18 protein-coding genes are annotated in these 21,815 nt (G+C 43.1%); 9 read left to right on the forward strand and 9 right to left on the reverse strand.

All coding sequences use genetic code 11. The features are described from left to right. Positions 1–3 precede the first annotated feature (3 nt). Together ACXAH1_RS20985 and ACXAH1_RS20990 are read right to left on the reverse strand one after the other, a co-directional pair. A complete protein-coding gene (locus tag ACXAH1_RS20985) occupies positions 4–705 on the reverse strand; it encodes a hypothetical protein (protein ID WP_475199355.1) in 702 nt (233 codons plus the stop codon). Then, positions 702–1,016, reverse strand: a complete 315-nt coding sequence (locus ACXAH1_RS20990) for a helix-turn-helix domain-containing protein (RefSeq protein ID WP_475199357.1) — start codon at positions 1,014–1,016, stop codon at positions 702–704. Before ACXAH1_RS20990 ends, ACXAH1_RS20985 begins: the two co-directional genes overlap by 4 nt. A gap of 341 nt (positions 1,017–1,357) precedes the next feature. Between ACXAH1_RS20990 and ACXAH1_RS20995 the strand changes: the two genes are divergently transcribed. Beyond that, entirely contained in the window at positions 1,358–1,648 is a 291-nt protein-coding gene (locus ACXAH1_RS20995; RefSeq protein ID WP_475199359.1) for a helix-turn-helix domain-containing protein, read from the forward strand. Between the two features lie 128 nt (positions 1,649–1,776). Here the strand turns inward: ACXAH1_RS20995 and ACXAH1_RS21000 are convergent, their stop codons facing one another. From ACXAH1_RS21000 to ACXAH1_RS21010, 3 genes are all read right to left on the reverse strand, one after another. Next, the gene (locus ACXAH1_RS21000) at positions 1,777–1,983 is read right to left on the reverse strand and encodes a hypothetical protein (protein ID WP_475199361.1); all 207 of its coding nucleotides are present in this window, start codon (positions 1,981–1,983) and stop codon (positions 1,777–1,779) included. A 170-nt stretch (positions 1,984–2,153) separates the two neighbouring features. After that, on the reverse strand, positions 2,154–3,269 hold the full coding sequence (gene opgC / locus ACXAH1_RS21005) for an OpgC domain-containing protein (protein WP_475199364.1): 1,116 nt from the start codon (positions 3,267–3,269) through the stop codon (positions 2,154–2,156). Between the two features lie 219 nt (positions 3,270–3,488). After that, entirely contained in the window at positions 3,489–4,277 is a 789-nt protein-coding gene (locus ACXAH1_RS21010) for a hypothetical protein (RefSeq protein WP_475199366.1), read from the reverse strand. 292 nt (positions 4,278–4,569) lie between these two features. Here ACXAH1_RS21010 and ACXAH1_RS21015 point away from each other — a divergent pair, with 292 nt between their 5' ends. Further along, entirely contained in the window at positions 4,570–6,186 is a 1,617-nt protein-coding gene (locus ACXAH1_RS21015; RefSeq protein WP_475199368.1) for a calcium-binding protein, read from the forward strand. 143 nt (positions 6,187–6,329) lie between these two features. Here ACXAH1_RS21015 and ACXAH1_RS21020 read toward each other — a convergent pair whose 3' ends face one another. Then, positions 6,330–6,542 (reverse strand): hypothetical protein, encoded by a 213-nt coding sequence (locus tag ACXAH1_RS21020; protein ID WP_475199371.1) that lies wholly within the window; start codon positions 6,540–6,542, stop codon positions 6,330–6,332. 113 nt (positions 6,543–6,655) lie between these two features. On the opposite strand from ACXAH1_RS21020, the gene ACXAH1_RS21025 reads away from it, so the two are divergent. Further along, positions 6,656–7,564 carry a glycosyltransferase gene (locus tag ACXAH1_RS21025; protein WP_475199374.1) on the forward strand — a complete coding sequence of 303 codons (909 nt, stop codon included), beginning with the start codon at positions 6,656–6,658 and terminating at the stop codon, positions 7,562–7,564. A 49-nt stretch (positions 7,565–7,613) separates the two neighbouring features. On the opposite strand, the gene ACXAH1_RS21030 is transcribed toward ACXAH1_RS21025, so the two are convergent. The 3 genes from ACXAH1_RS21030 to ACXAH1_RS21040 form a co-directional block, all read right to left on the reverse strand. Continuing rightward, positions 7,614–8,804, reverse strand: coding sequence for a linear amide C-N hydrolase (locus ACXAH1_RS21030; RefSeq protein ID WP_475199375.1), 1,191 nt, complete (start codon positions 8,802–8,804; stop codon positions 7,614–7,616). A 69-nt stretch (positions 8,805–8,873) separates the two neighbouring features. Further along, a complete protein-coding gene (locus ACXAH1_RS21035) occupies positions 8,874–10,700 on the reverse strand; it encodes a di-heme-cytochrome C peroxidase (protein WP_475199378.1) in 1,827 nt (608 codons plus the stop codon). A 124-nt stretch (positions 10,701–10,824) separates the two neighbouring features. Beyond that, a complete protein-coding gene (locus ACXAH1_RS21040; protein WP_475199380.1) occupies positions 10,825–12,231 on the reverse strand; it encodes a coniferyl aldehyde dehydrogenase in 1,407 nt (468 codons plus the stop codon). Positions 12,232–12,440: 209 nt separating this feature from the next. Between ACXAH1_RS21040 and ACXAH1_RS21045 the strand changes: the two genes are divergently transcribed. The 6 genes from ACXAH1_RS21045 to tnpA all read left to right on the forward strand — a co-directional run bounded on the left by ACXAH1_RS21045 (position 12,441) and on the right by tnpA (position 21,665). Continuing rightward, a complete protein-coding gene (locus ACXAH1_RS21045; protein ID WP_475199381.1) occupies positions 12,441–12,704 on the forward strand; it encodes a hypothetical protein in 264 nt (87 codons plus the stop codon). Between the two features lie 103 nt (positions 12,705–12,807). Beyond that, positions 12,808–13,926 carry a hypothetical protein gene (locus tag ACXAH1_RS21050; protein WP_475199383.1) on the forward strand — a complete coding sequence of 373 codons (1,119 nt, stop codon included), beginning with the start codon at positions 12,808–12,810 and terminating at the stop codon, positions 13,924–13,926. Positions 13,927–13,962: 36 nt separating this feature from the next. Next, positions 13,963–17,007, forward strand: a complete 3,045-nt coding sequence (locus tag ACXAH1_RS21055) for a P-loop NTPase fold protein (RefSeq protein ID WP_475199385.1) — start codon at positions 13,963–13,965, stop codon at positions 17,005–17,007. 1 nt (position 17,008) lies between these two features. Then, on the forward strand, positions 17,009–17,494 hold the full coding sequence (locus ACXAH1_RS21060) for a hypothetical protein (RefSeq protein WP_475199387.1): 486 nt from the start codon (positions 17,009–17,011) through the stop codon (positions 17,492–17,494). 37 nt (positions 17,495–17,531) lie between these two features. Then, a complete protein-coding gene (locus ACXAH1_RS21065; protein ID WP_475199389.1) occupies positions 17,532–21,104 on the forward strand; it encodes a hypothetical protein in 3,573 nt (1,190 codons plus the stop codon). Positions 21,105–21,398: 294 nt separating this feature from the next. Further along, a complete protein-coding gene (gene tnpA, locus ACXAH1_RS21070) occupies positions 21,399–21,665 on the forward strand; it encodes an IS66 family insertion sequence element accessory protein TnpA (RefSeq protein ID WP_475199391.1) in 267 nt (88 codons plus the stop codon). The last annotated feature ends 150 nt before the right edge of the window (positions 21,666–21,815 follow it).

The following is a 21,815-nucleotide window of genomic DNA, read 5'->3' on the forward strand; positions in this document are numbered from 1 at the left end:
TTACTATCCTTGAGAACTTTCTACCGGAATAATGGGATCTGAATCGATGTGTATTCGAGCAACTCTAGGAGGCTTGTATGCTCCACTTCCACCATATATACAATTACACATTTTTAGAGTCAGTTCTTGGCTAGCAGTAGAGTTTTTAGGAAAGGTTGGGGCAGATAACTCTCTCGCTACTCTTGGTGGTTTGTAGCCTGTAGTGCCTCCGGATATAGAAGTGCAAATATCAGTCTTTATTCTTTTTGAATTTAGGCCATTTTTTGAATAGTTCGGCTTGGTGTCATTCAATAAGCTAGCAACTTTGGCTCTGGGTGGCTTATATCCTGTACTGCCAGATATTGAGCTGCATGTGCGCTTGGAAAGCTTATTTATATTTTCTGTTTTAAGCGAAGACACCTGAAATATATCTGTTTCCATAGATCGAGGCGGTGTCGTTGTTGTAGTTCCACCCATTACTCCCACACTTAAATTTTCAGAAAGAACTTGCACTGCATTAACCTCACAAGCTTCAGGCCTGACCGGTTTATAAGGCCCTTTAGCCCTTGGTTTATCAGGTCGGTAAGGTCCGCAACCCGTGACCAATAGTCCTTGCCCACCAGATAAACTTTTATCATTACTCAGGTCTCGACTCATTTTCCGGCCAGTTAGTTTTACCAGAGAAGCCAATTTAGTTAGAAGTGTGAGTGGGCGTATCTTTTTCATTTTTCGTCATCCTGTAACTTTGACGCATCATGGCGATTTAAACTGCCACTAATTTGCCTGATTTCATTGAGTAAAGATCGTGTATCTATTTTGCATAGCATCAACCAGCGAAACAGCTGTTTAGACTTAATGTCGCTGACACCCTGTTCATAGTTACTGATTGTCTTACGGTCGCACTCTAACTTTTTTGCCATCAGTTCCTGGGATATGCCGGCGTTTTTCCTCATTGCCTTTAAATCATCGCCATCAATCACGTCCTTTTTTTCCTTTTTTATTGGAATGCGGAGACTTTTCCACATTCGAATGAACATAATCTTAACAAGAAAGTCGCAATGTTAATACAAAAAGGGAACATGTCAATCTGGCATAAGTTAGAGTACCCGACCTATACCGATGCAACAGCCGTGCGGGACTGTGCGTTACACGATATTTCCAATCGTTAAAAAGGTCAACAGATTGGTTACATTAAGCGGCTTTTAATTAAATATTGGGATGACAATACTCACACAGCACTTTGGACAAGCAATACACATAAGCGGTTAATGACGTCTGGCGTGCATGCAAAACAAAACGTGTGTTGTCATGGTTGAAATTGGACTGCGTAAATCCGTATAGGGTCAGCTGGCAGAGTAAAGGTGATAAGGGTTCGAGTATGAAAAATGATGCATTTGGCAGAAAGCAAAGGATCAATAAACTGATGTTCAGATTACAATGTAATTTGCGACAGTTAAGGCATAAGAACAAGCTTTCACAGGCTCAGCTGGCCGCTAAGCTCAATGTTGATCAGTCAACAATCAGTAATTTTGAATCGGGTCGCTCAGTGATGACCATAGAACATGTATACGAGTTATATCTGATGTTTGGTGATGACTTTTCCTGCCCGGATATGCTGTTTTCTGAACAAAGTAAGATCAAAAGCAAGAATAAATGCCTTCAGGAATAAAGCAACTGGCTAAAACGACAAGGATGCTTGTTCCCCCGGATTTCCGTTTGCACAAAAAAACCAGACTCAGGTCTGGTTTTTGGCAACTCATGCTTGCTTAAAGCATGGTTTTTGTTTTTTTGTGCTGTTTAGCACATAGCAGAACGTGCACAATATGTCGCCGCAACATCAGTGTGCTTTGCGCTATCACAGGTATTAATTTCGTGAGTCCAGCAATGGTTTGACCAATAGTCTGTTACACGACCGCCAGCTACAGCTGGTGTTGCATTATTTGGTAGTTTTTTATTATCAGTGCTGAGAGACTTGAAGCTTTTTTTCTTTAGACCTAGTTTCATATAATAATCCTTTAAGTTTTTGATACAGTTTGCTTATTCGCTATAAGCGAGCATTACACTAGTCTAATGTATCTGCTTATGTCAACAATGTTTTTATTTTGTGTTTTTTTCTGAGTAAATTGTTACTCAGTTGAGTGTGATGAGCTGCGCAGTATATATGCTATAGTTGCTTAGTAAGAATTATTGACCTGCTTAACTGTACTTGCATGGCTTGTATTCTTGCCGCAATGGCTACGCCAGCACGAGTCTAGCTTGGCTGGAATGGCTAATAAGCTGACAAAAAGCATGCAAATCAACACATCCCAATACCATTGGGCGGTGGTATATGTATGACTCCATGGCAGCAGAAAGTAAATCACCACACAGTGAAAGGTAAAAACGGGCAGGGCATGCTGGCCGAGAAACACTGGATATCTGAGTGTAAAGAGCCACGAAAAACGACGCATTAGCAGCATTATCAGATACGCGCTCAACAGCAGGTTGAGTTGATAGAGTAATGAAGCGCTGCCGTGGCCTGCGTAGTAAGGTTGCATGAGCTGCGGATAACCATGTTTAACAATAAAAAAGAAGCCCACACCACTGAGTAGCATTACCCGCACCACAGGTGTGAACGTAAAGCTATGGCTCTTATCAAACTTCAGATAGCTAAGCACCACGCCCATATAAAAGTAAATTTGCCAGGCAAAGGGATCAAAATGACTCACGTTTAAGGTAATGTCGTTAAATACATGGCTAAACGGCGGCGCTAAAAACTCAGCCGTTACAAACTGGGCCAACAACCAGACTAAAAAGGAAGCTGTGATGACATACCACACTTTACCTTGTTTAAGCGCCTGAATAGCAAAAGGCAGAAACACCATAGGCACCAGGTAGAGGATCAGAATATCGTGAAAACCTGGGTGTTCCAGCAGTAAGGTGGCAGACAAAGCACTTTGGATGGGATTGCTAAACCAGTTGGCAGCATTAAAAAAATCAGACCACTGTGGGATATACATAGGAAACAAGGCCACCAGTGAAAAACACAGCACAATCGCGCTCAGATGAAACCCGTAAATCACCCAACAGCGGCGCCATATTTTGTGCTGCATCGTTTTGCTATCACCAGCCAGTCGCCCATACACCAGATAAGCAACAAAACCAGACAAAAACACAAATCCCTCGGCAGCTGAAACAAATCCCAGCGGGGTGCGGGTAAACTGCGTAACAAAACTGCCAAACAGGTGGTTGCAGGCAATGATGATTAGCAACCAGCCTCGAAGGCCATCATAGGTTAGATCTCGGGTCATGTGTGCTCCTTCACAGACGGATAATGCGTATTGTCTCTTTGCCTGTGTCTCAAGCCTTTGAATAGAAATATTGATTTATAGGTACAAAACTTAACCCAGAGAATAGAAGGAGGCAATTGAGAATGTTTAATAGTTGCCGGGCCTGGTGCAAGAAGAGGCTGTGACCAGCGATAGCTTTTAAAAGAGGGAGCCTGATGGTTTCAGCTCCCAAATAAAGAATTATTTATACAAGTGAGACAATTCAGCCGGAACCTGAGTCGAGATATTAGCGACTCGTTCTGTGGTGGTATCTATCCCAACAAAGGTGGTTATGTCATTCCCAGGTACGCACAATGTGGTTGTGATGGGGCCGGTTGTCTGATTGGCCTGAGTAAAATTCACCCGGGTAATGCTTGATGCACTGGTGTTGAGTACCGCCAGGTTCATACAGCCTGCCATCATTGGAAATTTCACGCCGTCTTGCTTGGTATTGTAAGGCAGGCGAGCCAGTTCAAAACCCAGATTGTTGGCATTTTTGGTTGTTTGCATACTGGCGCGCCCGTAATTGGCCACCTGATGTGAGGAACGACCATACACATTCAATGTTGCTGTAGGTTGTGCATTGTCTAAAAAGTAAAAGTGCACATTACTGGACGGGATGAGTACTGTTGAAGTTTGCTCCTGCGAGTTCACATACATCCAGCTTGAAATCTGCTGCATGGATTTATGCATCGATGCTCTTCCCCAGTGTATGTTTGACAGGGTAACCGCACCGCTCATATTTTCAATTGTACAGGCGGTTTCACTATACAAGATTGTGCATGTACCGCCGTTGTTTTGATACTGATAATCCAGTACTACCTGAAATGAAAAAGCATTCTGGCCCATGATTGGCATAGGTACAGAGTGATTGGTGCCATCTGTGGTCGCAGCAAGTTTAAAGGTAATGTCCTGACCTGCGCTCGCGTTGAATCCGAATGTTAAAGAAGAAGCTAAGGCAAGGCTTAGCGCAGCTTTTGTGAATTTCATAACTTATCCTTAATTTTGTGATCCAAAGCACTTATCTTTCGACAGCCAAATAGCAAACAAATTTGCGTATACGTGACTTACAACGCATGCCTTTGATATTCGAATATTTTAATCAACAGTTACATTTGGGTTTTTTTTGAAGGCGAAAGGTTAACTGGTTGGGGTGGTTTCTACAACCTGTCATGGCGTTTTTTCTGCTTTGCGAGTCAATCCACATTGGTTGCACATTGTCGTTTTATAAGTATCAGGACAATGACGTTATCACCTCTGAAAACGATAAGTGAGCACTCTGATGAATATAAAAAAACTCGCTCTGTATGGCGCACTGCTGATGCCGGTGTACTCATGGGCCAATTGTACGGGGATCAACCGGGCAGATATGTCGGTTGAATATGGCGCAACGGAAGATGGCTTGAGTTATATTGCTGTGCATCCAGCGCTTACTGAGCAGACGTTGACCGCATCGGGCACTAAGTCTGCGGCAATGCTTGAATACAATGGCCGTTGTGAGGTGTTTGACCTTAGTAATTACAATGGTCTGGCTGTCTACTTGCCAGAATCGGGCGGTACTTTTGATGGCTCCGGTCTGGATGCCCACCAAAGAGTCACGGGCAGTGACAGCGATGACTATATTCAAACCGGCAATGAGTATGACTTTGTTTTTTCTCATGCTGGCAACGACACGATTTTTACCCATGATGGCTATGAGTATGTCGATGGCGGCGCGGGCACAGACTGCCTGGTTGAAGGGTTGGAAGGGCCTGCCGACAGTCATATCAAAAATATTGAGTCGAGCAGTTGTGCTACGTTTTTAGCGCCATCAGAGGCGTTTACCCAGGCTTATGAGCGATGTGATTCGCAGCTTAATGAATTCTCAACCTATTCATACAATGGGTTGTGGGGGATCCAGGCGATTGAGTCGGGTATTGAATTGTACATAGAGCAATATGATGACTATGTACTGGCCTACACCAAAGACTATCAGCACTGTGCCTATACCAGTGGCATTCACAGCATTTCTGTCAGTTTGTCTGACGGTAATGATGTGCTGAATGCATCAGGTTCAAACCTGAACTTTACTGTGTACGGTCGTGATGGCAAAGACAGCATTATAACCGGCAGCGGGCACGATTTGCTCGTAGGTGGTGCAGATAAAGACACCATCAAAGGTGGTGCCGGCAATGACTGGATCATTGGAGACTCTTTGCTTGAGACCGATCATGATGGTATTCAAATGTATCTTGGCGGCACTGAATCCGGCGGTAATGACGACAAGCTATATGGTGAAGCAGGCGATGATGTGCTGTTTGGCAATAAAGGCTCGGATAAACTACACGGCGGCGATGGTGACGACCTGCTGTTTGGTAATGATGGCAGTGAAGACCGCCTTTATGGTAATTCAGGCGCTGACTTGCTGGTGGATTCCGGGGGCAGCCGCTGGAATCGACGCGCCAAATTCTGGGGCGGCAGCGGTCAGGATATCATTGTGTGTGAAGGCGGACACTGCGAGCTCAATGGTGGTGGCAGCAAAGACTTCCTGGCCGCAATTTCAACCTATTCTGATATCGGATTATACGGCGGGGATGGCGGAGACATTCTGTTTGTAAGAGGCGATGAAATCCCTAAAGGTAAAGGTGGCAGTGGTAAAGATTTTTGCTACAACGAATGGGGTGACAGGGATATATGTGACTACCTGTCCAGCGTGAATAGCAAAAGTGGCTACTTTGATGACGCGGTACGCAGAGCGGCCAGAGGCATGTCATCACGCCATGAAGAGTCTTTGAACTTAGTCCGGTTCAATGAACGGACGGGGTACAGAAGCTTCAAGCAAAAAATAGCCAACCTGGTCAGCGAAGCCAAGTTTGAAAAGTGGCTTGAGAATCGCTCAACAAGTGTGTTTGATTTGTAACCTTTAGTGGCAACAGTTGGTTGCCCTAAAGTTAGCGCAGCTCGGCCATAATGTATGCATTATGCGTGTCTGTTCAACACTGAGAGCTGAGCTAGTTTTACGACTGGTATTATTAGATTCGAACCAAAGGATCTATAATCTGTTTAACCTACTGGTGGGCAAGGGCAAGTCACAGGACCTGTAGGCAAGCACTCAACGCAGCGTGTTTTGTTTTTCGTCATAGGGCAGTCTTGCATTGGGTTTGTTGGCGGTAATGAGCGTATTCCGCCGGCAACCTGAGGTGTTGCCGCCTGCAACATATCTTTGTTATCACTTGATAATTTCTTAATGTGCTTTTTATTTAATGATGGTTTCATATATCACTCCTTTATTTACGTTTTGTTAATCTTGATTTAACGTATCACTGCGGGTACATTGAGTCAATTATTTTTACTAATTGCGAGGTTTACCAGTGAGTCTGAGTGTGGTTATGCCATTTTTGAATGAAGGCGATAATGTCAGGAAGACGTTGGAAAGTATCAAAGCAACGATTACCAGCGACATAGAGATCATACTGATCAATGATGCCAGCGATGATGGCTATGATTATGAAAAGTATGCAAAGATATTTGAAGCTGAGTACATACGCAACTCTTTCAGGATCGGTGTAGCAGCTTGCCGGGAACTGGGTATTAAAATTGCGTCATACGACAATATTGTATTACTGGATGCGCACATGCAGTTTTATGATTCTGGCTGGGACACTCACGTTGCGCACCTGATTCAAAGCGAGCCCAGGACGATATTTTGTAGTAAGTCGGTGCATCTTAATACCGACTGGGAAAAGGTTGAAACGGCGCCGTTGGGGTGTGGTGTTTATATTCCGGTACAGGAGCCGAAGGACTTTCAGCACATAAATTGGTTACTGGAACCAACACAAGACCTCACTATTCCGTGTATTTATGGCGCATTTTACTGCTTTAGCAAAGCATTTTATGAAGAAATTGGCGGCCTGGTTGGGCTGCTGGAGTGGGGCGGCGATGAGCAGTTTTTGAGCGCCAAGGCGTTTATGGCTGGGGGACGGTGTGCGTTGATCCCTGATCTGGCGGTGGGTCATGTATACCGCGAGTCCTGTCCTTATGCGTTTACCCCGGCATTGAATTTATACAACCAACTATATATTGCGTCTGTTTTGCAACCAGAAGATCAGGCACAACAGTATGTTGCGGCCATTTTGGCCGGGTCAGTATTAGAGGCTGGAAATGAGGGGGTCATGCTGATGTTATCGCAATCAGCGCCTGAAATAGCACAGCACAGAGCCTATTACCTTGAACACCTCAGTGCTCGTTCATTTACCGATTTTCTGGCATTTAACCGCGAATTTGTGGATCGTCCGTAGACAAACAGCAACCAGAGTGGCCCGTTGGCCACTCTGTTAGCAGCTGATGTTAGCTGGCCGCCTGAAACGGCGCGCTGGCGATTTTACTTGCAGAGATCTGCTCTGTCAGATCTGTGGACAGAATGTTTCTGGGAATATCAAATGTTTTGCCATTGAGCGTATCGAGATCCAGTTCGCTAAGGTCAACGGAATACACTTGTGGTGAATCATACAAACGCACATAGAACTTTTGGTTGCTCAGGTCCGATAAGGTGATGTACTGAGTGTAATCGAGTTCTGGCTTGAGTGTTTTTTCCTCAGGAATTTCTCGGATAACGCCCACAGGAATATCCACGGTATTTAAAATATGCGCAGCCAGATTAATTGCTTCATCTGTGCTGGATACCGGTTTGGCATAGTTGACCATCATTGCAGCTCTGATAAACCGGTGTGTTGGTAGCGGGCCACCTGGCAATAAGGAAAACCCGTTACCCTGGCTTTTTATTTCAATGTCTTTTAAGTTACCAGGCTCTGAATGATGCGACGAGACCGGCGTGACATTGGCGTAGTTTTTTAGGTTCGTTACATGCCACTGAAAATCCGGGTCATTGGTTAATACCCCGTACTGGTTATTTTCGTGGATCTGAACCTGTCCGTTAATAAATTCAACAACAATGCTGTTACCAAAGCGGTCGTGGACAGGAAAGTGCTGATGAAACAGTTTATGCCGGGTTGAGTCTGTGACTTGCACATGTGCCTGCGGTTTGCTTTGTTGGCAGCCGCCCTCTGGGTTATCAGGGGCTAGCCTTTCCTTTACATCCTCACATGTCTGGCAGGTACTCAGAATGTAATCGATTAAATTGGTGACTGCTAAACCTTTGGCAGGATCGGTTACAGCAGGATAATCGGCAGCATTTTGTAACAGACAGCCCACATACAAGCCTTCAGTGTTAATACCATCTGTGGCGATGGGCGTTTTTACTGAGTCGGCGATGTGAATATCGTACGCTTTCTCGACCTGATCAAAGTCTAAGGACTGCATGGCTACAAAGCCATAATCGCCTTCCCAAGTAAACTGGCAGTGTGCTTTTGCCCATTCGCTCGGTAAGCAGTCTTTGCCATCGGGATCAAATAGGTTTTGAACATACTGGTGGCCGGCTTTTCTAAACATCAACGAACGTCCCAGCAGCTGAGAAAATTCCTGACTGCGCCCTACTATGATGTCGTCAAAAGTGGTTTTAATTTTGAAGTTAGTACACATATCGGATCCTTATCGTTGGTACTTTGTATAAAATGGCCTGCTGCATAGCGACGCAGGCCGCCATCCGCACTACAGCGTTTTCATAAACTCGATGATTTGCCACTTTTCCTCTTCACTAAACTCAGTGCCGTAACTGTGGCCCAGATTGGAGTTACCGGGCATAATCTGGCCATTGCTGGCTTTTACCCTGAACTTGTTCAGTCCTTGTGTGGTGACATAGCCCACATTGACCGGGTCGAATTCACGACTGCCGACCCAAAACTCAGTGACGCGCTCTTCGGGTTTTTTCATCAATTCGTATAGGTTGGGTACTGAGCCATTATGCAGATAAGGCGCAGTGGCCCAGATCCCATTGAGCGGACGACCCTTGTAAACGGCGCCATCAAGCACGCCATCAACACAATCGGTTTCCACTGCATCGGCATGTTTTCCCCGTGCTTTCAGGTGTTGCACGATGAGGTTTTCCAGCTCTTTGACGACCGAGATTTTCTGCCCGTCTGTGCCGGTTCTTTCGGGAATATTGCCCGCCTTCAGCGCCGTGGGTAAATCTTTTAAAACTAAGCCAACCACACCATTGACAGGCACATCGATAGCATTGTCGATGGCCTGAAACTTACTGCCGATCAGAATGCGTTCTTTGGTGCCTTCCAGAATCAATGTTTTCGCCATATGACACGAGGCGTTATTGGCTGTTACCGGATCTGTGCCCAGCTCAGAAACCAGGGTTTGGTTTGCGATATAATTGAGATGCTCTTTTTCCCGGGGGATCAGCTGGTGGCAACTGGCACAGGCTTGTTTATAAAGTAATCCCCCCTTGGCTGCTTTTTGCGTATCTATGGCGGGCAGGTGCTCAAGTGGCCACTGGGGTGAACGCAGGGTTTTAACCCAGGACTCCAGATTACCCAGCCCAATCATGTCTACCGTTGAACTGTAACGGAACTTTTTACCCCATACACGTTGCCAGAAAGGCGCTTCTTCTATCTGTAATTCGCCAAACACCCCAACGACTTCGCCAATGTTACGTACCAGCGGGCCAACAATGGGTGTGTTGGGGGCGGAGGCATTCCACTGTACGACATCTGACTGATGTGTACCCCATAAAAAGGGATAAGACACAGGTCCAGTCGGGGTATTTTTATTGGTCAGGTCATTGAGCGCAAATGCGGTACCGGCGTTTTGAATATTGCCAAACGCATCTAACCGGGCATAACTGGTAAAGTCTTGCGGGTAATCCTCCGGCAGTGCATTTACGGCTTGTCGTTGTGCGGTTTGCAGTGCAACCTGTTGTAATCGCTGTTTTAGGCTCGCTTTGCTACTGTCGCTGTATTTTGACCCCAATACATTGAGTGCAAAACGGTTGAATTTGGCATCGTCATTCAGTGTTTTGTTCAGTGCAGCAACCAGGCGGTCAAAAAACAACACAAAGTTTGCCAGCGTGGGAGCACCTTCGATCAACATTTTAGTGCCTTTGTAATCGATCTGGCTGGTATGGCACGCAGCACAGGTCATACCGACCCAGTTTTCGCCGGTTTTTTGGTTACTGTGCAGGGCAAAACCTATAGGTAAGCCACCTGGATTCAGTTCACTGGCTTTGCTGGGCAGATAACGCAGAAATTCCATATGGTCAGCATGGCGAAACAACTGTTCATTGTCGGCTTGTTCAAGCCATACGAACCAGGTATACGGAATGATCTGCGACCCCTGGCCTGTAAACCAGAAATCTTCGCGGACTTTTTCGCTCCAGCCCTGATCCAGCCATACCCGCTTGGGCACGTCACCTTGTTCTTTGGTAATGTCGATAGGGTCGGCAGGAGTGGTATGACGATTGGTGCTACAGCCAACTAAGACCAGCAGACTGGCCGCACTCAGCGTAGCGATTGCAGTTAACTTGCTCATTGTTTTTTCCTTGCGCTCAGAGAGGTGTAAAAGAATAGTTACCGAGTGAGCGTTTGGCTATTACAACAAGTTACAGGTAAGGACTAACAACGAGTATGAAGAAAGAAGAAGGTGGTGACTCAGATTATCTGAGCAACCACTTACGTAGTACCTTAAACACCCAATCCCGGTGTTTGAGTACAAATCGATTTTTTGGCAACCAGCTACTGGAATACAGCACCGTTTTGGCCTTTGAAAAGGTTAAAAACCCTTCATAACCATGGTATTGCCCCATACCAGAGTGACCAATTCCGCCAAATGGCGCATCGTCCGCGACGACATGCATGGTGGTATCATTGATACTGATCCCCCCACTGTGGGTGCTGGCTATCAGGCGCTCTGTCAGGGAGCGGTTATTTGACATTATATATAGCGCCAGCGGGCGAGGTCGGGCGTTAATATAGGAAATAACCTCATCCAGTGTATCGTAGGTCATCACTGGCAGTAGCGAGCCAAAAATCTCTTCTTGCAACACTGCCATATCTTCGCGGACGTTGGTAAGCAGGTGCGGATAAACACACTTGTTGTCACTTGGGTCATGCGCTTTAACGGCATGAACTTTAGCACCTTTTGATTTTGCATCATCCAGCAAATGTAGTAACCGGGTAAGCTGACGGTCGGAGATAATATGGCTCTGTTTGTTGCTGTTTTTGCTCGTAAGGTGATACTCGGTATAGCGTGCAATAAATGTGTCAATGAAAGCGTCTAAGCGCGTAGCAGGCACAAAGATATAATCGGGGGCAACGCAGATTTGTCCGGAATTGATAGACTTACCCATTATCAAAGCATCGACTGCAACACCTATATCGATATCCTGATCTATGATGGTGGGAGATTTACCTCCTAATTCCAGTGTAATAGGTGTCAGGTTGTCGGCGGCCGATTTGGCAACCAGTTTGCCTACCTCGGTTGAGCCTGTAAAAATAAGATGGTCGAATGGCAAAGCCGTGAATGCCGCGCCAATTTGTGCATCACCTTCGACCAAATGTACATGATCGCTGATATCTTCAAGAATGCTTTTTAATGCCTGATTTGCATGAGGTGTGAACTCACTCATCTTGATCATCACCCGGTTGCCGGCGGCCAGCGCCTGTATAGTTGGCCCCAGAGCAAGATAAAAGGGAAAATTCCAGGGGGTTACAACGCCAACCACTCCTAAGGGCTGATAATGTACTTTCACCTTCGACGGCATAAGCATGAGCCCGGCATGGCGTTTTGAGGGCTGCATCCATTTTTTCAGATGTTTGATGGCATAATTAATGGCTGCAATGGTGGGCATAATGTCGGCAAAGAAAGTATCGAATTGACTGCGATAACCGTAATCCTGAGACAAGGCCTGATAGATGTGTTGTTCGTGCGAGACCAGTGCACGTTTAAGCTTTTTGAGCACAGCAACACGTTGCGCATAGTCGGGCGCAGGGTCCCGGGCATAGGCAGATTGCAGCGCCTGAAAGTTCATGGTTAGCAAGGTATGTTCAGAAACTGTGCTCATATTGGTCATTATACAGGGCCTTTTTCTGGCGGTTTTTGCAAAGAGACTTATCTGATAATAACCCTCATCTGAGCAAGTGTGAATAAAAGCTCTAAAATTGGTTAAAAAAAGCCATACCGCCTTTGTGGCAAATGTATCTTTTACAAGACATCGGGCTTCAAGATGCCGTTTTAAGATCTTTTTGCTAATCAAGACAAGAGGTTAATTCCATGGTCGACCTTTTGGAGCAACTTGCCCCAGCTTTTTTGCCAATTCAGCCTGCGTTCCGGACGTTCATCCTGAATGTCTCTAAGCTACGTGAGAAGCTTGCCAATGAAAAACGGTTAAAAGAAAAATACCGCGATGAAGTAGCTAGCCTCAAAGAACAGATGTCACTAATGGCGGCTACTCACAACGCTCTTGCACTATCGAACCATCAGTTTCTTAAAAGAATAACCGATTTAGAGTGTGAGCTTCATTTGTTGAAGAAGTAACCACCCGCCTGGCGCTAACAAAAAAGGAACATTATAGACACACCAACTCATCTGGTGGTATCGTCTTAGGTTACTAAGAATAAAGATTAATCGAAGCACATTAATGGATATAGGAAGTGTAATAACTAGTGCGCTTGTAGGAAATTGCGCATATGATTTTGTGAAAAATGGTTTATTAATATCCGGAATCCAACTCAAGGAAATAGCTTTAGAAAAGCTAAAAGAATGGCATTTTGATGATATTGCATCCGAAAAAATTGCGAACAGGCTTAATGAAAAAGGTTATCTAGCAAACGAATCAGAGCAAGAGTACTGTGATAGGCTTTCAAAAGATATCGTTTTAAAAGCAATGCTAGAGCAGTTTTCAAAAGTTAGTACTTCTATCACTCAATCTGCCAATAATAGTCCAAATTCTATATTGGTTGGGAGAGATGTTAAATCTCTTACAATCAACCACGCACCTTCGAGTCAAAATAAAACTCCTAAAATAGATGTATCATTCTTACCCAATACAATCCTACAAATTGAGACTAAATTAGATCTATATGATCATGTTGGTTGTAGAAGACCCATTGAAAAAAGCAAAGTTCCAGATTATCTATTGAGTTATATGACTGATGAAAAGATCGCAAAGTACAATAAAGCACTCCCTACTCAAAAAGATATTGATGAGTATAATGAACAAGCAAAGCTATACTTCTCAGCTCAGAGACATACCGTAACCCCAAATATCCGAGTGGAAAATTTAGGAGAGCATAGTGCAACAGATGTGATTGTTTCGATTGATTTTCCCGAACTCGTCCGTGTATTTCATAAAAACGATGTAAAACACATCGAAGAAGCAAACATCACCTTCCCAGAATGCCCTTTGAGCGAGGCCAAAGTCCAGTATGAAATGGAGCAAAAATCAAAGTTTGGGCTTCTGATGGCCAGTCTCGAACCTGTTAAATTCATGGCAAAAAGTTACACTCTTCCTGAAACTGTTTTATTTCAAAAATCAATGCTTCGCACAAAAAGCCTTTCTGGGATGCTATCTGGTATTGATTTCGACGATAACAAAATAATCATTCGGCGTAAGAAAATTCTACACACACAATCCGAGCTTTTTGATGATATTTCGCTGGTCCCAGTGAGCCAAGGTCATGCCTCGATAAAAATCGATGTAATTTGTGAAGAATATAGAAAGCCTATGCATTTCGAAATTCCCATATCAGTTCTATAACTGCGTTTAAGAAGTATAATCAAAGGAATATTAGTAATGACTTCAAAAAGCCCTATACAAATGCCAAATTTCTTTCTTTATATAAAAGCCTTAATTATTGGTTTTTTGATAGGTGAAGCTTTTTCGTTTGGCTACTTTTTGGGAGGACCGGCTTCGACAGAATTAAGACCGTTATTAAAAAATGGTGTTGAAACTTGCTTTCGTTGGTTAAGCTCATACATTGAAAAATTTAACCTCATCGAGTATTCGACATGTGTTTATCTAGCTCTGATTATCTTAACCCCAGCCTTGATTATTATCTTAGTCCTAGTCCCATATTTTAAAAAAAGAGGGATAAAAAGCCACTTAAAATCATTAATAAATAGTAAGAGATATGACCTGCTATTCACGCTACTTTTAGGTGGTCTGATTCAATACAAATTACTTCCACAACTCGAAATAGTGCACGTACATATCAACAGTCTTCCTCACTTTGTTGCTATTAGTGTTTTATTTTTCTTCTTAATCATTTTTTATTTTTCAACTCGAAGTGTTAATACACTGAATGATGAAGAGCAGCAAACTGCAAATACTTTTGTAGATGATGAGCCGATTGAGAATAGAGCCAATGATTTGTTAGATATGGGTGAGCAGGTCAAAAACTTTGCTGACCAAGTAATCTCTTGTGGCTCTTCAACCAGTCTGGTGTTTGGTGTTGATGGCCCATGGGGAGTTGGTAAAAGCAGCTTAATCAATATGGCTGAAAGTCATTGGAAAGAGAGCATCAACGAAGGCAAGCTCGTCATATGCCGATTTGAACCTCTGCGACATGCATCTGAAAATAACATCACACAAAGACTCATAACCGAAATAACCACATCAATACAAAAAAAAGTTTTTGCCCCAGAATTAACAAGCGCGGCATCCAGGTATTCCCGCTTAGTCAAAGGCACAGCAAACATCTCTCTATTCGGTGTAAAACTTTCTTTATCGCACACACCTGAAAGTATTGATGATTTACTAGAGGATATCGATAGTGCGTTAAAGCAATTAGGCTTACACATAATCATAGTTATCGATGATTTAGATAGATTAGATCCGAAGTCAGTAAATAATGTACTTTTTGCAACTAAACAATCATTTAAACTCTCACAAGCGACTTATGTACTTTGCTATGACACTGAAGTTCTCATTGGTGATCAAGAGGATAAGTCCAAAGCTCGAGAGTTTTTAGAAAAGTTTATAACTGTAAAACTAAACTTGCTTGTAGACACTAAAGACCTAATCAAATATCTACAATATGGCTGGCAAAGTGGTGAGAACCTAGAGCTTATCCCACCTGATACAAAAGAGAAGCTTAGCTCAGTGCTAACTGAACTAGCTGATATTCTTGAAAGCGAACATGCAGCTGAATACCTTCCTCTTGTAGGGAGCTTTAGAAAGCTTAAACGACTTGTAAACACCATGATATTAATGCAACTGGAATCGAGTAGTTTAGCCGAGACTGATTTTAATAAACGAGATTTGATAAACCTAATTTTACTACATTTAAACTACCCAGGTTTGTTTAGGCGCATTTATCTTGAAGAAACATGTGACACGCAAGGTAACTTTTCAGTTAGAAAAGGTAATGATGGAAAAAGCTGGCAAAACTCAGAGCAATTCGACACAATTATTAAGGAGCAAGAACACAATGCACAATTTCTTCTTCAACACCTGTTTGCTGTCGACACTTTAAAGCTAAAAGATAACATAGACTTCCGTTTAGATGATGAATTCAGATACTCAAGAGCGTGTTTTAACTCAGGTAAATTTAGAAACTTGGAGAGGTTTCTAAAGCTGATTATTCGTTGTGTTAAACCAGAGCCAAAAGAAACTTTTATCCTCTATAAAGCAGCCGTAGATGAGGTAATTTCTGGTCTTATGGTTTCTGAAGTATTAGAAAGTGAAGAACGGATTAATAGCATTGATGCATACGATAAGTTCTGGACTTTGCTAGTTTCTCATTCTGGAAAACTTGATAGAACAGTAGTCGATGACCTTATACCGACATTAATCTCTCACATACAAAACTCCTCAATACTTTTCGATACTCCAAATAAATTAAGACAGCGACTAGTTCTGTCTCTGATCCACGTTTTAAATCAATGTGGATGGGGGGATAATCAAAATGATAGATTCAGAGGTAGTGATTTGGAACGAAGTGAAATCGCACAACGGATATTTGGTGTAAAGCAATATAAAGATAAAGGAATAATAGAAAAATTCATTACTGACCCGCAAAGAACCTTAGGGTGGAAGGATCTAATGCTTTTTAGACTATATTGTTCGGCAGATCGAGGAGGCCAGTTCTTTAACTTAAGTTCGGCGTTGATTAAAGATCAAAGCAATACCGCAGAGACTACAGGTTCTGTTAACCTGCTTACAGTCTTCGAAATGAGAAAAATATCCCAAAAAGTATTTTCTTTATTTAAGACAAATTATATAGATAGAGAGATCAATTTCTTTGTTGAAATCGCAAAAGTACCTGATGATGAATTTAAAGGAAAAGATCTCCTAGCTGAAGAGGGTTATACAGGTTCTCTCGAACTTTCTGAAAGAGTATCAGTAACGCGCTCCTCCATTCTTAATTTTGTATTGTATCAATTAGCCAATAGTTTTCGTCCAAATGGAAGTGGTGTGGGATGTGGTTTTTATGATGAAACTGGTACTGCGGATAAACATGGTATTGCTATCAAGATGAATGAGTATCTGTTCGATGTTTGCTTTAACCCAGAACTAAAAGAGAGTAATGCACTACACTTTATAGACTACTGCTTATCACACCTAACGGACAGCTTTTTTCATGATGATAGTTCAGATGGCCCTGTAGCAAAAAAAGAAGAACTGCTGGGTCCATTAAACCCCGAACAGTTCAAGCCTTTTTGGAAAAAATGGAAAGGTAAAATCATCGAAGTTGCTGAGCAAAGTACCAACCAAAATAGGAAAGTATACACACCTAATTACATAGCTATTTACAGCGATGACTTAACAATGGTTCTTAACGTTCTTGAAGAAATTGCAGAAGAACCTAACGAGCAAGACAGACAAGAAACGGACTAAAATGGAAGCTATAACCCAAACAATTACTATACTCACAGCTCTGGGGGCAATTGTTCTAACATGCTGGACTCTTAAAACGCAACGGCAGCACAACCGAATTTCGGTTGCACCTCGTTTATGTGATTGGCTTCATACTGAGGATAATTCAGTGTATTACGACATCATAAACAAAGGATTAGGAACTGCAAAAGTAGGCAAGTTCACATTTATAGTCGATGGACAAGAAATGTGTTGGGCAGAGTTCGATAAAGACATCCGCCATTACTTTGAAAAAGAGCTAAATGAGGCACACCAGCATACTTCTGGCTTATCTGCAGATAGCTATATCGCCAAAGATGAAAAAATACGTGTGCTTGAGCTTCACTTTTTACCAGAGTTAGATCTCTCCCACACTCTCGATCGACTTACAAAAAGGTACCAACTTAAGGTTGAATATTACTCTCTTTATGAAGAGCAGTTCAATTACAGATCTAACTTAAATGATTAAAGGTTTTGCACTCTAAAATAAAAGGAAAAATAGGCTCATGGCGGGTGATGACAAACAGCTTAGTAATCCATTTTCTACTGGCAGTGGTGGTCCAAGGTTTGAAGCCAATATTCAAGCCACATTTGTCACCCTAATGCTCAGTGGTGGTTATGCTCCATGTTTACCCCCTTGGCCAATCGTAGAGATTAAGCTACAAGGTGCAATTGCTGGATATCGTACCGATGACTTGATTGTATCTGTTGAAAACTCTGTAACCAATGAACGCCGTAAATTACTCGGCCAAGTTAAAAACTCCATTTCTATCACTGCTAACAGTACACTTTTTGCAGAGGTGATTCAGGCAGCTTGGAGGGACTTTAACGACATAGATGTTTTTACTAAAGGGAAGGATATCATTGCACTGATCACTGGGCCTATTAACTCAACAGATACCGATGGAGTTAACGGTCTATTGGAACAAGCTCGACATGCTCGAGATGCTGATGAGTTTTTCACTCAGGTTGGCCGTGCCAAATTTTGCTCAAATACAGTTAGGACTAAGCTTGCTGCTTTTGAGTCCCAACTAAAAGTCGCTAATGGCGGTCTTGATGTTAAAAGTGCTGACTTATATGAGTTTTTTAGACACTTTCACTTACTAGGCTACGATCTGGCGAAAAAGGGAAGTGTTGTCTCGTCTCTGCTGCAATCACATATTTCCCAGTTTAACAAAGATATTCCAAATAAAATTTGGTGCCAAATCCTTAGTGAAGTGCAAGACTTCAATCAGTACGCGGGAACAATCACAGTGGAAACACTACCTGAAGATCTCGTCGAGCACTTTAAAGAACCTGAAGTTACACATATACCTAAGAACTTAGCCAAGGAAGTGGCTGCAAGCAACGCTGAAACAACAAATGAGCTAATCAGTACAGACTGGAATCGGCATCCTTCAGCTTCAAAGTTGGCCATAGCAATGCTAATTGGTAGTTGGAATGAATCCAATGATGCAGATCTTGAAGTCGTCAGTCTGATGGTTGGTGAAAAATATGTAGACTGGATAACTGACCTGAGGGAAACGCTTCAGGTTAGTGATACTCCTGTTGCTTACAAAAATGGTCTTTGGAGCTTCAAAGAACGTTTGCAAGCATGGCAAGACTTAGGCGGGAGAATATTCGATGACCATTTAGATACAATAAAAGACATTGCAATATCGGTCCTTAGCGTGACCAATTCATCGTTTAATTTATCAGATGATGAGCGTTACACAGCAGCAATTCATAGCAATGCATTCCCTCACTCAGATAATTTACGGCTGGGGTTAACCGAAACTCTAGCACTAGTTGGTAACCAGCATGCCTCACTATCAAATTGCAGCTTAGGTAAGGCTGATAATATCGCTGCACTATCAATCCGTGAGCTTTTTGACAGTAGTGATTGGCTACGTTGGGGAAGCCTCAACAACTTACTGCCTAACCTTGCGGAAGCACACCCTAGCGAGTTTCTTTCCGCTGTAGAGAAGGCGATAACAACATCGCCTTCTCCATTTGATTCTTTATTTGCACAGGAAGATTCAGGTGTTTTTGGTAGAAACTATATAACAGGCTTACTTTGGGCACTTGAGGGGATTGCGTGGGATGAAGTGTACCTATTTCGTGCCTCGGTTGTTTTAGCTGAGATAGCTTCACATGACCCAGGAGGCAGTTGGGCAAATAGACCAGGAAATTCATTAACTGATATTTTTCTACCGTGGATGCCGCATACATTGGCTTCTATTGACAAAAGGCAAGCCGCGTTGAGAAGAATATGTGTCGAACAGCCAGAGGTTGCATGGAAGTTATTGGATAGTTTATTGCCTAATCAAAATTCCACAACTTCAGGAACCCACAAACCAGTTTGGAGAAATATATTTCCTGAAGACTGGAAAGAAGGAGCAACGCATGGTGAGTATTGGGAACTGTCTCGGTTCTGTGCAGAACTTATGGTAGAGCAAGCACACTTCGATACCTCGAAGCTTGCATTGTTAGCAGGAAAATATGATCACCTACCAGCACCTGCATCTGAACTACTGAAAGACAAGCTATTATCGATCCATTGTTTAAGTTTACAAGAAAAGGAGCGGCTGCCTATCTGGAGTAAATTGAACAAGTTAATTGCACATCATCGTCGCTTCCAAGAGGCTGAATGGTCACTCGGGGACGAATCTCTTGCATCACTAGAAGAGCTTGCTAACAAGCTTGCGCCAACTACTCCAAGCTTATTACATACGAGGTTGTTCTCAGACTCAGATTCATATCTATATGAAGGTGATGGTGATTTTCATGAAGAACAGCAGAAACTATTTCAGGTTCGTAAAGCCGCCATAAAAGAAATTTTAACAGAAGGCGGCATTGATAAAGTGATTGAGTTTTCATTAAAGGTGAAAAATCCCCATTTAGTGGGAGAGGCGCTTGCAGATTTCGATAGGCTAGATTTTGATGCAAAGCTGCTACCTGAGCTGCTTAATATGACTGAGCAGAAAAGCTGGTCCCTTGCTGCCTCATACGCATGGCGTCGCAGGTATATGGGCGGTTGGCAATGGTTTGATGATATAGAAAAGTCAAATTGGAAGCCAGTACAGATATCCAGCCTACTTTGCGCCTTACCTTTCAATAGAGATGCATGGGATAGAGCTGAGCAGTTACTGGGCGAGAATGAGTACGAGTACTGGGGAAGTACAGGGGCTAACATATACCAATCTAATGAAGATAGCGAATTTGCATTCGTAAAACTGCTCGAACATGGCCGACCAAATGCTGTTATAGATGGTATGTCGAGAAACCTCTTTGATAAAAAGGATATTAATCTTGATCTTGCTTGTGAGGCATTGTTGGCGCTTGCGCAATCAGAGGATCAAGCAGGAAGAATCGATAGTTATCGCATAACTAAGATAATAAAATACCTTCAAGAGAATGATGACACAAACAAAGATAAGCTTTTTCAAGTTGAATGGGCATATGTTTCTATGTTGGACCGACGTTCCGAAGGCTCACCAGTTACCTTAGAAAATAGATTAGCATCCACCCCTAGTTTTTTCTGTAAACTAATTCAGCTGATATATCGAGCAGAAGGTACTGATCAGGCCGATGTAGCAGAGTCAACTGAGCAGAGTCGCAATATTGCCGCCAACGCTTATCGTTTGCTCTCTACGTGGAGTACCGTTCCAGGCACTCTTGCAAATGGAGTGTTCAACCCTGATGCATTCTCAGAATGGTTAACGGCAATGGAAGAGATGGTTAAAGTATCAGGACATTACAGTATTGCACTGATTCGGCTGGGCGATGTACTTGTTCACTCCCCTGAAGATCCAGATGGTCTATGGATACACCATACTATTGCAGAAGCAATGAATAATAGAGATAGATCCAGCTTGCGGGATGGGTACCGCACTGGTGTACTAAACTCTCGCGGTTTCCATGCTGTTGACCCTGAAGCTAAACCGGAAAAAGCACTTGCTGAAAACTACCGGGTAAAAGCGGAGGCAGTGGAAAATGCTGGATACCAGCGACTAGCTACCACGTTACGTGAAGTTGCCAACAGATATGATCGGGATGCTGAAAGAATAATATCTAGTAATGGGAGGCCATACTGCTAACACCTCATAAAAAACATTTGCCAACTGAGCTTACCCAAAATCTCAGACGTCTACGAATATGAAGTAAAACCTAAACTTCAAGCTCAATAATTCACACACTGGTCTGGAAATCCATTTTCCAGACCCCTAAAAAGTCCAAATTTAATTGCGATTTTTCACTTTTTCTGGAAAAGCCTTCTAGGCTAGGTAGTGTGTAGGTTTCCAGAGAGTTTCCAGATGTGGATGTGTAACTCCCCCATAAACTGCAACAGTTCTTGAGTAGAATTTCCATTAACAGAAGAAGGAAGTTTTACGATGAGAAAAAGCAAGTTCACCGAATCACAAATTGTTGCCATGATCAAAGAAGCTGAATCGGGTGTATCGGTTCCAGATCTGTGCCGACAACACGGAATTGGACAAAGTACATTTTATAAATGGCGCTCCAAATATGGCGGTATGGAAGCCTCGGATGTAAAGCGGCTAAAAGAACTTGAAGAAGAAAATCGCAAGCTCAAGGATATGTTTGCAACACTGAGTCTGAAACACACTATGCTTGAGGAAATCGTTGCAAAAAAGCTGTGAGCACAAGCAGGCGTAGAGCGTGGGTTAAACATTTCCTTGAGCAGTTTGGGGTAAGTGTGGCACTTGCTTGTGAGGTTGCAGGACTAAATCGAAGTGTCTATTACTACACGCACAAACGACCACCTGATGATGAGGTAATCGATGCGTTGC

The sequence above is a fragment of the Pseudoalteromonas sp. AWH4_217 genome (assembly GCF_056161105.1).